Source organism: Sorangium sp. So ce367 (genome assembly GCF_051520455.1).
Taxonomy (GTDB): domain Bacteria; phylum Myxococcota_A; class Polyangia; order Polyangiales; family Polyangiaceae; genus Sorangium; species Sorangium cellulosum_B.
This window is the reverse complement of record NZ_CP150334.1, coordinates 9,137,418-9,150,062: the sequence shown is the minus strand read 5'-3', so window position 1 is coordinate 9,150,062 and position 12,645 is coordinate 9,137,418. Positions and strand designations below refer to the sequence as shown.

General features: G+C 70.3%; 10 protein-coding genes. 1 reads left to right on the top strand and 9 read right to left on the bottom strand.

Annotated features, from left to right (window positions below):
• Positions 1–1,053: 1,053 nt before the first annotated feature.
• The 9 genes from WME97_RS34760 to WME97_RS34720 all read right to left on the bottom strand — a co-directional run bounded on the left by WME97_RS34760 (position 1,054) and on the right by WME97_RS34720 (position 10,783).
• Positions 1,054–1,827 (bottom strand): succinate dehydrogenase/fumarate reductase iron-sulfur subunit, encoded by a 774-nt coding sequence (locus tag WME97_RS34760; RefSeq protein ID WP_437294365.1) that lies wholly within the window; start codon positions 1,825–1,827, stop codon positions 1,054–1,056.
• Positions 1,827–3,740 carry a fumarate reductase/succinate dehydrogenase flavoprotein subunit gene (locus WME97_RS34755; protein WP_437544012.1) on the bottom strand — a complete coding sequence of 638 codons (1,914 nt, stop codon included), beginning with the start codon at positions 3,738–3,740 and terminating at the stop codon, positions 1,827–1,829. The genes WME97_RS34760 and WME97_RS34755 overlap by 1 nt, the downstream gene beginning before the upstream one ends.
• Positions 3,741–3,759: 19 nt before the next feature.
• A complete protein-coding gene (locus WME97_RS34750; protein WP_437544010.1) occupies positions 3,760–4,455 on the bottom strand; it encodes a succinate dehydrogenase cytochrome b subunit in 696 nt (231 codons plus the stop codon).
• A 159-nt stretch (positions 4,456–4,614) separates the two neighbouring features.
• Positions 4,615–5,475, bottom strand: a complete 861-nt coding sequence (locus tag WME97_RS34745; protein WP_437544008.1) for a response regulator — start codon at positions 5,473–5,475, stop codon at positions 4,615–4,617.
• A gap of 318 nt (positions 5,476–5,793) precedes the next feature.
• Positions 5,794–6,648: an urease accessory protein UreG gene (gene ureG / locus WME97_RS34740; protein ID WP_437544006.1), complete on the bottom strand. Its 855-nt coding sequence runs from the start codon at positions 6,646–6,648 to the stop codon at positions 5,794–5,796.
• A 9-nt stretch (positions 6,649–6,657) separates the two neighbouring features.
• Entirely contained in the window at positions 6,658–7,320 is a 663-nt protein-coding gene (locus tag WME97_RS34735; protein WP_437544004.1) for an urease accessory protein UreF, read from the bottom strand.
• A 131-nt stretch (positions 7,321–7,451) separates the two neighbouring features.
• Complete coding sequence (gene ureC, locus WME97_RS34730; RefSeq protein WP_437544003.1) at positions 7,452–9,167, bottom strand: urease subunit alpha; 1,716 nt, start codon at positions 9,165–9,167, stop codon at positions 7,452–7,454.
• Complete coding sequence (gene ureA, locus WME97_RS34725) at positions 9,164–9,865, bottom strand: urease subunit gamma (protein ID WP_437544001.1); 702 nt, start codon at positions 9,863–9,865, stop codon at positions 9,164–9,166. Before ureA ends, ureC begins: the two co-directional genes overlap by 4 nt.
• Before the next feature lie 54 nt (positions 9,866–9,919).
• Positions 9,920–10,783, bottom strand: coding sequence for an urease accessory protein UreD (locus tag WME97_RS34720; protein ID WP_437543999.1), 864 nt, complete (start codon positions 10,781–10,783; stop codon positions 9,920–9,922).
• Between the two features lie 447 nt (positions 10,784–11,230).
• Between WME97_RS34720 and WME97_RS34715 the strand changes: the two genes are divergently transcribed.
• Positions 11,231–12,577 carry a class I SAM-dependent methyltransferase gene (locus WME97_RS34715; RefSeq protein ID WP_437543997.1) on the top strand — a complete coding sequence of 449 codons (1,347 nt, stop codon included), beginning with the start codon at positions 11,231–11,233 and terminating at the stop codon, positions 12,575–12,577.
• Positions 12,578–12,645: the final 68 nt, after the last annotated feature.

Sequence of the window (12,645 nt, the reverse complement as noted above, 5' to 3'; positions counted from 1 at the left end):
TGCAGCTGGGCGCCGTCAGGCGATCTGCCCGGCCCCCGTGGGTCTGATTTGCGGTCCCGGTGCGCGTCGTTCCCGTGTGGAAAGCGGATCTCCTGACCCGCCGGGAGAAAGGTCGCCGCGGCCGTTGCCTCTGGCTTCTCCTCCTGCCGGCCCTCCCCTCGAACCGGCTTCCGCAGAAGAGCGATACTCGATGCGATCCTCGACGCGCTCGCCGCGGGATGCCCCCCCTCGCTGCGGCGCTCTAAGTTCGACCTAGTCTACGACATGGTGTGGGGTGACCACAATTGTCTTATGACGTCTGATCCCGTTCAGGACAATTTCGAGGTTATTCCAACTCGCGACCTCGAACAAGTGCCTGTTGACCCTGACACGTTTCATTGCGGCGCGGGAGAGCGCCACGGCATCTTCGCGGTTGCGCTGCTACTGGAGCGACGGCTCGTCACACTTGGAAAGCCCCCACTGGCATGGGCGCGAGTCGCGACGAGATGTTCTCGAAACATGCCGAGTGCTTATCCCACGTTGACTGTACGGTTGGAGCTCGGGATGTGAAGATTGTTTAGGAAGTACCTGAGTCGGTGATCAGGAAACTCCTGGCCTGTTTTCCACAGGTGGCCTGCAAAATCTTGTGCTTTTGGTGAAAAATTGTACGAAAACGGGAGATGACGGCGGTCTCGTGCCACACCTGCGGCGGCCGTCGGGATCGTGCTGGCGCACCCGCGGCACCAGGGCTCGCCTGTCATGCCGCGGGGCCCTGCTCGGGTGCGCCTCGCGCCGAGGCGCTGCAGCCTGCGCCTGCAGGCACCGGGGGCCCGCCGTACGGGCGGTGATTGGGCCGAAGGGCCGGCCTGACCCCCGCGGGCCACAGGCGCACCCTTGGCGCGGCGCGTCGGGCGGCGAGCCGGTGGTCAATCCAGGGCGCGCCCGCCTTGGCGGCGGGGTGACGGCGACGGAGCGCCGCCGTTCATGACGTGCGGGAGGAGGGCGTTCGCTGTCGAGGAGAGGGGAGGGAAGGGAGGCGCCGCCGGCTTCGGGCGAGGCCGGCGGTGCGGCGCTTCAGCCGGTGCCGCCCTTGGCCTGCACGTCGCGGTGGACCAGCGTCGCGCGCAGGTAGTCGCGGTTCATCTGCGCGATCATGTCGAGGGGGATCTCCTTCGGGCAGACCGCCTCGCACTCGCCGACGTTCGTGCAGTGGCCGAAGCCCTCGACGCGCATCTGGGCGACCATGTTGAGGCTCCGCTGATCGCGCTCCGGCTGGCCCTGCGGCAGGAGGTTCAGGTGCGTGAGCTTCGCCGCGGTGAAGAGAGAGGCGGACGCGTTCGGACAAGATGCGACACAGGCGCCGCAGCCGATGCACGCCGCCGCGTCCATGGCGCGCTCGGCGACCACCTTCGGCACCGGGATCGCGTTCGCGTCCGGCGCGCTGCCCGTCGACACCGAGACGAAGCCGCCCGACGCGATGATCCGGTCGAACGCGCTGCGGTCCACCGCGAGGTCGCTTACCACCGGGAACGCCTGGGCCCGCCACGGCTCGAGCCACAGCACGTCGCCGTCCTTGTAGTGACGCATGTGCAGCTGACACACGGTCGTCCCACGGAGGGGGCCGTGCGCCTGGCCGTTGATCATGAAGCCGCACATGCCGCAGATGCCCTCGCGACAGTCATGATCGAACGCGATTGGCTCCTCACCCTTGAGGATGAGCCGCTGATTGAGCACGTCGAGCATCTCGAGGAAGGACATGTGCTCGCTGACGTCGGGCACCTCGTACGTGACGAACCGGCCCGCTTCGTACTTGCCCTTCTGCCGCCAGACATGGAGGGTGAGGCGCATTATTTGTAACTCCGCTGCGTGGGGTGAACCTCGTTGAACTGGAGCGGCTCCTTGTGGAGCTCCTGGGCCTGACCTTCGCCTCGCCATGCCCAGGCGGCGGCATAGGAGAAGCGGTCGTCGTCGCGCTTCGCCTCGCCCTCGGGCGTCTGGTGCTCCTCGCGGAAGTGCCCGCCGCACGACTCCTCCCTGTCGAGCGCGTCACGACACATGAGCTCTGCCAGCTCGAAGAAGTCGGCGACGCGCGCCGCCTTCTCGAGCTCCTGGTTCAGGCCGGTGCCGGTCCCCGAGACGCGGACGTCGCGGTGGAACTGCTCGCGGAGCTCCGGGATCCGCGTGAGCGCGCCCTTGAGCCCGGCCGCGTTGCGCGCCATCCCGCACGCCTCCCACATGATCTTGCCGACCTCGCGGTGGAACGAGTCGGCCGTGCGCGAGCCGTTCGCGCCGAGCAGCTTGTTCAGCCGCGCGCTCGCGTCGCGCTCGGCGTCCCTCACGGCGGGGTGGAGATCGTCGACCCGCTCGAGCTTCGTCGACGCGAGGTAATCGCCGATGGTGTAGGGGATGATGAAGTACCCATCCGCCAGGCCCTGCATCAGCGCGCTCGCCCCGAGCCGGTTCGCGCCGTGGTCGGAGAAGTTCGCCTCGCCGAGCACGTACAGGCCGGGGATCGTGCTCATCAGGTTGTAGTCGACCCAGAGCCCGCCCATCGTGTAGTGGATGGCCGGATAGATGCGCATCGGGACGCTGTACGGGTCGTCGCCCGTGATGCGCTCGTACATGTCGAAGAGGTTGCCATAGCGCTCGGCGATGGCCGGCTTGCCGAGGCGCCGGATGGCGTCCGAGAAGTCGAGGTACACGCCGAGCCGCGTCGGCCCCACGCCGCGGCCCTCGTCGCATACCGCCTTCGCCGCGCGCGACGCGACGTCGCGCGGCACGAGGTTGCCGAAGCTCGGATAGCGACGCTCGAGGTAATAGTCACGCTCGCCGTCGGGGATGAGCTCCGGCGGGCGCGTGTCGCCCGGGTTCGCGGGCACCCAGATGCGGCCGTCGTTGCGGAGCGACTCGCTCATGAGCGTCAGCTTCGACTGGTAGTCGCCCGAGACCGGGATGCACGTCGGGTGGATCTGCGTGAAGCAGGGGTTGGCGAAGAGCGCGCCGCGCTTGTGCGCCCGCCAGATGGCCGTGGTGTTCGACCCCTTCGCGTTCGTCGAGAGGAAGAAGACGTTGCCGTAGCCGCCCGACGCGAGGACGACCGCGTCGCCGAGGTGGGTCTCGAGCGCGCCGGTGATCAGGTCGCGGGTGATGAGGCCGCGCGCCTTGCCGTCGATGACGATGAGGTCGAGCATCTCGGTGCGCGGGTACATCTTCACCTTGCCGAGGCCGATCTGCCGCTCGAGGGCCTGGTAGGCGCCGAGGAGGAGCTGCTGCCCCGTCTGGCCTCGCGCGTAGAACGTGCGCGACACCTGCGCCCCGCCGAAGGAGCGGTTCGCGAGCACGCCGCCGTACTCGCGCGCGAACGGCACGCCTTGCGCGGCGCACTGGTCGATGATGTTCACGCTGATCTGCGCGAGCCGGTACACGTTGGCCTCGCGCGCGCGGTAGTCGCCGCCCTTCACGGTGTCGTAGAAGAGGCGGTAGATGCTGTCGCCGTCGTTCTGGTAGTTCTTCGCGGCGTTGATGCCGCCCTGCGCGGCGATGCTGTGGGCGCGGCGCGGAGAGTCCTGGAAACAGAAGCTCTTCACGTTGTAGCCGAGCTCGGCCAGCGTCGCGCTCGCCGCGCCCCCGGCGAGGCCGGTGCCGACGACGAGGACCGTGTACTTCCGCTTGTTCGCCGGGTTGACGAGCTTCAGGTTGAAGCGGTGCTGGTCCCACTTCTTCTCGATGGGACCTTCGGGGATCTTCGCATTGAGCTGCATGATGACGGAGGCTCCGGGCTCAGCGGACGATGCCGAACAGGACGGCCAGCGGGACGGATGAGAAGCCGGCGAAGAGCAGGATCGACGACGCGGCCGCGAGCTTCTTGAGCGCCGGCGTGTAGCGCGGATGGCTGAAGCCCACCGACTGGAACATGCTCCACGCGCCGTGGTAGAGGTGCAGCGCGAGCAGGCCCATCGCCACGACGTAGGCAATCGCCGCGGGCGCCGAGCTGAAGCCCTTCACGACGTTGTCGTAGGCGTCGAGCGGCACGAAGTCGGGGTGCACCGTGCCCGTCGTCAGGTGGAGCAGGTGATAGACGATGAAGGCGGCGAGCACGCCGCCGCTCAGCAGCATCGTCCGCGCGGCGACGTTCGGGCGCCGCTGCCCCTTCACCTGGTAGGGGACCGGCCGGGCAGCGCGGCTGTGCTGCGCGAGCGTCACGCCCGTGTAGACGTGGACGATGAGGGCGGCGAGGAGGACGATCCGCGTCCCCCAGAGCAGGGAGGGCGTCCCGTGGAGGAAGGCGGCATAGTCGTTGATCTTCTCCCGGCCGAGGAAGACCTGCAGGTTGCCGGTCATGTGGCCGATCACGAAGCCGAAGAAGATGACGCCGCTCAGCGCCATCGCGATCTTCTTGCCGACGAGGTCCCGGTAGAAGGTCGCGGCGCGCTGGGCCCTGGCGGGGAGAGTCGATGGTGCAGCGGTGGGGCTCATCGCTCCCCTCCTTTAGTGGGGTGCGAACGCGTTCGCCAGAGGGAATCTTGAGCTCGATCGCCGAAGAATTTGCGGGCGCTCGCCGCAGATCTCGGCGCGGACGAGCGCGCCGCCCGCGGAAGCGCGCCTCATCATCATCAGCCATCCCGCGCGCGGGCGTCAGGCGGCGCAGGGGCCGAGCGAGCGCCGTACCTTGTGGCCGTAAAAGGCGAGCGCGAGCTCAATCGCGAAGATGCCGATGGCCTGCTCCTCCTGGCTGGTGAACGCAGGCAGGCGCTCGTCGCGGAGCACCACGAGGCCGCCAAACGAGCTCTCGCCCAGGCGGAGCGGCGCGACGATGGCGGCGCCGAAGCGATCGCCCTCTGCGGTACAGAGGAGATCGGGCGCGTCGTCCGCGGACAGGCGGACAGGCGCGAGCGCGCCCTCGATGCGCCCGGCGAGCCGCGCGATGAACGCCGCAGACACCTCGGCGCCGGAGGCCGCCTGGTACAGGGCGGCCCCTTGATCGAGCGCCAGACAGAGCGCCGCGCTGGTCGTATAGACGACCTTCGCCGCGAGATCCACGGCGCGCTCGGGGAAGTCGTCCCGCGAGAGGGACGCGACAAGGGCGGCGCTCGCCTGGTGGACGGCCGCCACGGCGTCGAGGTGGGTGCGCAGCATCGCCGCCTCGAGCAGCCGCTTCAGGTCGTCGATGTCGTAGGGCTTCTCCAGCATGTCGTAGGCGCCGTGCTCGATGCACTCGACGGCGGCCTGCGCGCTCGAGCAGGGGGCGCCGACGATGATCTCGAGGTCCGGGCTGAGCGCCTTGAGCGCGGCGATGGCCCCGGCGCCCTCCATGCCGAGCGCCCCCACATCGGCGACCACGAGGTCGAAGCGGCGCGCCTTGACGAGCTCGATCGCCGCGGGCCCGCTCTCGGCGCAGGTGACGTCGAAGCCGCCCTGGTTCAGCTCGAGCGCGAGCCTGTCGAGGACCCTCTTCTCGGCGTCCACCACCAGCACATGGGGTCGGGCCTGGCTCACTGATGCCTCCTCCTCTGGTCTACGACGGGTGCGCCGCGCCGCCTCGCCATCCGGCGCTGCCGTGATCGCGTGGCGACCGCGGCGGTCGTGGTGGAAGCCGCTCCGCCCGGCGGAGCCCTCTCCGCCCTCTACCACCCGTCCGAAGTCCGCCTACGGTCCAATAGAACCGGTATTCCAGCGAAACGGAAGTCGAAGCGGCGTTGCCGCTGTCCTCCTTTAACAGGGGGCGGCGCCGCGCGCCCGGCGCAGATGTGCTCCGGTATGCCGACTCCTGTGGAGCGTGAGCGCTTCTCGCAGCGGGAGGCGCGCGATAGAGGCCTATTTCGCGGGAGGCGCCGTGGTGGTCGCGCGGCGCATGGCGGAGAGGATGTGGTCAATGATCTCCGGAACTCCTTGGCTCCGGTTGCACTGCGCGAACAGGAACGGCCCGTCGCCCCGCATCCTCCGGGCGTCCCGCTCCATGACGCCGAGGTCGGCGCCGACGTGCGGAGCGAGATCGGTCTTGTTGATGACGAGCAGATCCGACTGCGTGATGCCCGGTCCGCCCTTGCGCGGCACCTTGTCGCCGCCGGCGACGTCGATCACGTAGATCGTGTAGTCGACGAGCTCCCGGCTGTACTGGGCGGCGAGGTTGTCGCCGCCGCTCTCGACGATGAGGAGCGCGGGCGCGACGTGATCCATGAGGTCGTCGAGCGCGACGAGGTTGTGGCTGATGTCCTCGCGGATCGCCGCGTGCGGGCAGCCCCCGGTCTCCACCGCGCGGATGCGCTCCGGCGGCAGCGCCTTGTTGCGGTGCAGGAACTCGGCGTCCTCCTGGGTGAAGATGTCGTTCGTGACGACGCCGAGCGGCATCCTGTCGCGCAGCGCGCGGCAGAGCGCGAGCACGAGCGCCGTCTTGCCGCTGCCGACGGGCCCCCCGATCCCCACCGTGAACGCGCGCGCCGAGAAATCGCGGTCCTTCGGCGCATCCCGCTCGCTGAAGAGCCCCGGATGCGCCCAGTGCTCGTGCGTGTGCCCGTGCGTGTGCTCGTCTCCGTGCGCATGCGCGTGCCTGTGGCCACCCCCGCGAACGTGGTCGTGGTCGTGAACGTGGTCGTGGTCGTGGTCGTGGCCGTGGTCGTGATCGTGGCCGTGGCCGTTGTGCCCATGCCCGTGCTCGCCGGGGTCGTGCATGCTGTCACCTCACGATTGAAAGAGACGCGAGTAGAGCCGATCCTGCGTGGCCCCGAAGAGATCGAGGAGCGGCGCCGGCTGCGCGAGCTCGTCGACGCCGTGATCTCCACACTCATGGAGCACCGCGTCGAGGAGCGGCGCGCTCTCGAGTTGCAGTCGCTGTGCCTCCAGCGGCCCGATGAGCCCGAGGCGCACCGCCGCCGAGACGACGCCGCGGAGCGAGGCGTGCAGGTAGACGGCCTGCGCGTCCTCGCGCGGGACGCCGAGCGCCGCGAGGGTCGCGCCGAACGCCGGCGCGTGGTGGCCCAGCGCCTCCCGCGCCCGCACGGCGGCGTCGAGGCGGCGGATCTCGGCGGAGGGGAAGACGCGCGCGCTCGTCGCGAGGAACGCGCGGCCCTGCGTCCGGCTCGCCCGGTTCGCGACGTGGTTCACGAGGAAGGCGTCGCAGGCGTCGTCGACGGCCGCGATGTCGAGCGGCCGCTCGTGCGCAGCCCGCACGAGCGGCAGCGCGCCGAGGCCCACCTGCCAGAGCGTGCTCGCGACGAACGACGAGAGCGCACTCCCGGGTCCGACCTCACCGAGCTGCACCGCCGCCTCCAGGCCCGCGGAGTGCGCGAACCCTCCGACCGGGAACGCGGAGTCGGAGAGCTGGAGGAGGAGCCACCTGTTCATGCGCGCGGATGGAATCAGAGAAGCAGACAGAACCAGACAGAAGCAGAGGGGAGCGGACGGAGGCCAACGGAAGCAGACGGAGAGAACGGTGAACCCGCAGGCGCGGCGCGGCCGAGGGCGGGCTCTCCGCCTCAGAAGAGGCTGTACCTCTGCGCGAGGGGCAGGATCTTCGCGGGATCGCAGCGGAGGAGCTCGCCGCCGGCCCGCACCTCGTACGTCTCGGGATCGACCGTGATCGGCAGGAGCGTGCTGTTGAGGCGCATGTCGGCCTTGCCGATCTTGCGGCACCGGCGGACCGCCGACAGGCGCTTCTTCAGGTCGAGCCGGCGGATGCTCCCCTCGTCCATGGCGCGGCTCGACACGAACGCGATGCTCGTCTCGCCGACCGCCGCGCCGAGCGAGCCGAACATCGGGCGCATGTAGTACGGCTGAGGCGTCGGGATCGACGCGTTCGGATCGCCCATCTGCGCCCAGGCGATGAAGCCGCCCTTGATGACGAGCTCCGGGCGCACGCCGAACATCTGGGGCCGCCACAGCACGAGGTCCGCGAGCTTGCCCGGCTCGACCGACCCGATCTCGTGGGACATGCCGTGCGCGATGGCCGGGTTGATCGTGTACTTGGCCACGTAGCGGCGGATCCGGAAGTTGTCGTTGTCGCCCTGCTCCTCGGGCAGCCGGCCGCGCTGATCCCGCATCTTGTGCGCGGTCTGCCAGGTCCTCGTGATCACCTCGCCGACGCGGCCCATCGCCTGGCTGTCGCTCGAGATGATGCTGATCGCGCCGAGGTCGTGCAGGATGTCCTCGGCCGCGATGGTCTCGCCGCGGATGCGGCTCTCGGCGAACGCCACGTCCTCCGGGATGTTCCGGTCGAGGTGGTGGCAGACCATGAGCATGTCGAGGTGCTCGTCGAGCGTGTTGACCGTGTACGGGCGCGTCGGGTTCGTCGAGCTCGGGATGACGTTCGGCTCGCCGCAGATGCGCAGGATGTCGGGCGCGTGCCCGCCGCCCGCGCCCTCGGAGTGGTAGGAGTGGATCGTCCTGCCCTTGAACGCCGCGATGGAGTCGTCGACGTAGCCCGACTCGTTCAGCGTGTCGGTGTGGAGCGTGACCTGGATGTCCTCGTGCTCGGCGAAGCTGAGGCAGCAGTCGATGGCGGGCGGGGTCGTCCCCCAGTCCTCGTGCAGCTTCAGCCCGACGGCGCCGGCGCGCACCTGCTCGAGCAGCCCCTCGGGCGACGAGGTGTTGCCCTTGCCCGTGAGGCCGATGTTGAGCGGCAGGACGTCCGTCGCCTGCAGCATCAGCGAGATGTGGCGGGCGCCCGGGGTGCACGTCGTCGCGTTCGTGCCCGTCGCCGGGCCCGTGCCGCCGCCGACGAACGTTGTGACGCCCGCTGCGAGCGCCTCGTACCCCTGCTGCGGGCAGATGAAATGGATGTGCGCGTCGACGCCACCGGCCGTGACGATGTGGCCCTCGCCGGCGATGACCTCCGTCGTCACGCCGACGACCATGCCCGGCGTGACGCCGGCCATCACCTTCGGGTTGCCGGCCTTGCCGATCGCCGCGATGCGGCCGCGCTTGATGCCGATGTCGGCCTTGTAGACGCCGGTCCAGTCGACGATGAGCGCGTTCGTGATGACGCAGTCGAGCGCCTCGTCGTTCGAGGCGCCGGGCATCTGCCCCATGCGATCGCGCAGCACCTTGCCGCCGCCGAACTTGCACTCGTCGCCGTAGGACGTGTGATCCCGCTCGACCTCGGCGATGAGGCCGGTGTCGCCGAGCCGCACCCGGTCGCCGACCGTCGGCCCGTAGATATCGACATAGTGCCGCCGCTGCATCCTGTGGCTCATGCCTGCTGCTCCTCCCGCGCGGCGTGCGCCGCCCCGTGCGGGCCGACCTGCACCAGCGTGATCGTCTTCTCGTCGCCCGGCTCGAAGCGGACGGCGGTGCCCGCGGGGATGTCGAGCCGCATCCCCGCCGCCGCCGTCCGGTCGAACTCGAGCGCGCGGTTCGTCTCCGAGAACGGGTAGTGGCTGCCCACCTGGATCGGCCGGTCGCCCAGGTTCTTCACGGGGAGAGAGAGCCGCCGCCGGCCGGGGGAGAGCTCGATCTCGCCGGGCTTCACGAGCACCTCGCCGGGCGTCGGCTCGGCCGTCACCTCTGCCTGGCCTGCGGGCTGGAAGAGCGACACGTCGGGCACGGGGAGGAAGCTGCCGTAGAGCGCGAGCGCGAGATCGCCGTGCTCGAGCGCGATCGGGTGGTGGACGGTGACGAGCTTCGTCCCGTCGGGGAAGGTCCCTTCCACCTGGACCTCGGCGACCATCTCGGGGACGCCGGCCATCACCTGCGCGCGCCCGAGCAGGCGGCGGCCGACGTCCATGAGCTCGGCGACGCTGCGGCCGTCGCGGATCAGCTCGAGGATCTGCGTCGCGATGAGCGCGACGGCCTCCGGGTAGTTGAGCCTGACCCCGCGCGCGAGGCGCTTCTGGGCGAGGAAGCCCGCGCCGTGCAGCACGAGCTTGTCGAGATCACGAGGCGCAAGGTGCATGTTCGCCCTCTCTCCGGCGCGGCGACGCCGCGGCTTTGCCGGCGCGGCGCGACGCTACCACTTTCGTGCGAACGGATCATCACCGAGCTCACCCGCGAGGAAGCCGAGCGCGCCGCGGAGGAAGCCGGCCACGCGCTCGACGCTCGTGCCCGCGACGCGCACGACGGCGCCGCCGCCCCGGAGCGGGCTGGCCGACGCGACGAGCTCGGCGCGCCGCTCGGGCGGCGGCCGCGCCGCGAGCAGCGCCTCCGCCGCGCTCGCGGCGCGCGGGCCGAGCGCGACGAGCGTCGCGAGCGCGTCGAAGCGCCCCATGCGCTCGGGCAGCGCGCCGTGCGCGGGATCGAGCCGCGTCGCGTCGAGCAGCACGGCCCGCCCGCCGCGGCTCACCCGGATGCGCGAAGCGTACCGGTCGAACGCCCAGCGCTCGCCCCGCGCGCTCCGGCCCGAGGACAGCGCGTCGACGAGCACGAGCGACGCGTCGTCGGCGAGCGCGACGTCGACGTCTTGCTCGTACCGCGAGCCCGCGAAGCAGACGACCGGATCGGGGACCGAGACGAGGAGCCCGCCTGCTTGAACCTCGGCCTCGAGGCGCTGGCGGCTGCCGAGGGGCGAGCGGTAGACCTTGGTCGAGGCCTGGGTGCTGAGCAGCGCGGCGGCCCCGCGACCGACGCGCGCGTGGAGGTGGAGCTCGTCGCCGCCGACGAGGCCGCCGCCGAAGCTCGCGACGAACACCCACGCTGCCTGCCCGTGGTTCTTCGGAGCGAGCAGCTTGAGCGGGCTCCTGGCGAGCGCCTTCTCGAGCACGGTGCGCGCTCCGACTCGCGCGAACACGAGCTCACCGCTGCCGGCCTTGCCTGCGCGCCGCGCGGGCGGCGGCGGGTCTCGCGGGGCGGCGGGAGGATCGCTGGGCGTGGTCACGGGCCGGCGTGCGTACCACGGACCGCGCCCCGGCCGCGAGGGAGCACAGGCGCGTACCGGGCGCGAGGGAGCACAGGCGCGTACCGGGCGCGAGGGGCGCAGCGCACACAGGGGATGGATAGGTCACGCGACGAGGAACACGACCAGGAAGGTAGGGAGAAATTCGAGTCATCTTCCCGATTTCCCTCCTTCGCCTGGAACATGAAACATCCCGGACATGTGAGCATGCTGTCAGGACTCTCCCGAACACCACTACGGTGTTATGAGCGAGCCAGCCACTGCGTTCCTCCTGTCCCTGACGACAGCGCGTGTCCGGGATGTCCGCCGGCCGCTGTGGGCGTTCCGTGACTCGCTGTGATGTCGTTTGCATGGATGACATGTTGCTTGACGGGAAAGCCCAGCTCGGGTCAGCTCGTCGGGCGGCCGGGGGGCCGCGGAGGGGGTCCGATGTTCATCGTCAGGAAGGGCGAAATGGCGCCGTGGTCTCGTCGGTTCAAGGAAGCGGCGTCGCGCCTGCTGGAGCGCCACGGCGAGACCCCGTTCGAGCTGCGCTTCTGGGGCGGCGAACGGCTGCGCTTCGGCGCGGGCGCGCCCGAGTTCGCCGTGACGTTCAGGACGCGTCGGTCGCTCTGCGAGACGGCGCTCCGGGGCACGCTCGGCCTCGGTGAGGCGTATGTCCGGCGCGAGGTCACGTTCGAGGGAGATCTCGAGGACTCGCTCGCGGGCCTCTTCCAGCTCGCTCGGTCCATGGAGGCGCGCCTGCCGCGCCTCGTGCCCGCGTCGTCGTCGTTCGACCGCGGCCTCTCGGGCGTGCTCGACGCGCTCCGGCTCGGGCTGCTCTCCGGGGCGGCGAAGCGCGAGAGGCTCGCCGTCGAGCGTCACTATGGGCTAGGCAACGACTTTTACCCTCTTTACCTGGACAGGCGCCTCCAGACGTCGTGCGGCTACTTCAGCTCTCCGGGCGAGACGCTCGACGACGCCCAGGCCCACAAGATCTCCCTCGTCGCGCGGAAGCTCGCGCTCCGGCGCGGGCAACGGCTCGTGGATCTCGGCTGCGGATGGGGGCACCTCATGTTCCACGCCGCGGAGGCGTACGGGGTGCAGTGCCTCGGTATCACCCTCTGCGAGAACCAGGCGAGGTACATCCGCGAGCAGGCGGCGGCGCGGCGGCTCCCGGTCGAGGTCCGCGTGATGAGCTGCGACGAGCTCGAGGACGAGCCGCGGTGGGATCGGCTCGTCTCCCTGGGCTCGATGTGCCATGCCGGCGAGCGCCGTATCGAGGTGTTCTATGACAGGGTGAAGGCGCTGCTCGCCCCGGGCGGCGTGTGCCTGCTCGAGAGCGTCACGAGAGAGCAGGAGTCGTCGCGGACTGACCCCTTCCTGCAAAAGCACATCTTCCCGGGGTACTGGCCTCCTTCGCTCCAGGGGATGGCGACGCGCGCCTCGGCGCGCGGCCTCGACGTGCTCGACGCGGAGAACCTGCGGCGCCACTCCGCGCTCACGGCGCGCTGCTGGCGCCGTAACTTCCTGGAGAACAGGGAGAAGATCGAGCGGGTCACCGGCTTCGACGGCGCCTTCATGAGGACGTGGGAGTTCTATCTCGCGTGCGCGGCCGCCGCGTTCCGCAGCGGGCACCTCGGCGCCATCCAGATGGTGCTGGCGAACGGGGCTCCACGCGACTACCCCCTCGCACGCGAGCCCCTCTATGCCACGGAGGAGCCCTCGTTGCGGGAACGTGCCCCCATCGTCCCGGCCGTGCAGCTCAGTTCGTGGGGGGCGGCGCTGCCGTCCTGATCTGTCGGGCGCGCCCCGCGCGTGCCGGTGGGGCGCGCGGCGCGCGTCGCGCGCGTCGATCGCGCGGA

Coding starts and splice junctions, on each gene's coding strand:
- WME97_RS34750 (WP_437544010.1), bottom strand. CDS start 4,455: ATGAGCCCCACCGCTGCACCATCGACTCTCCCCGCCAGGGCCCAGCGC.
- WME97_RS34735 (WP_437544004.1), bottom strand. CDS start 7,320: ATGAACAGGTGGCTCCTCCTCCAGCTCTCCGACTCCGCGTTCCCGGTC.
- ureC (WP_437544003.1), bottom strand. CDS start 9,167: ATGAGCCACAGGATGCAGCGGCGGCACTATGTCGATATCTACGGGCCG.
- ureG (WP_437544006.1), bottom strand. CDS start 6,648: ATGCACGACCCCGGCGAGCACGGGCATGGGCACAACGGCCACGGCCAC.
- WME97_RS34760 (WP_437294365.1), bottom strand. CDS start 1,827: ATGCGCCTCACCCTCCATGTCTGGCGGCAGAAGGGCAAGTACGAAGCG.
- WME97_RS34755 (WP_437544012.1), bottom strand. CDS start 3,740: ATGCAGCTCAATGCGAAGATCCCCGAAGGTCCCATCGAGAAGAAGTGG.
- WME97_RS34715 (WP_437543997.1), top strand. CDS start 11,231: ATGTTCATCGTCAGGAAGGGCGAAATGGCGCCGTGGTCTCGTCGGTTC.
- ureA (WP_437544001.1), bottom strand. CDS start 9,865: ATGCACCTTGCGCCTCGTGATCTCGACAAGCTCGTGCTGCACGGCGCG.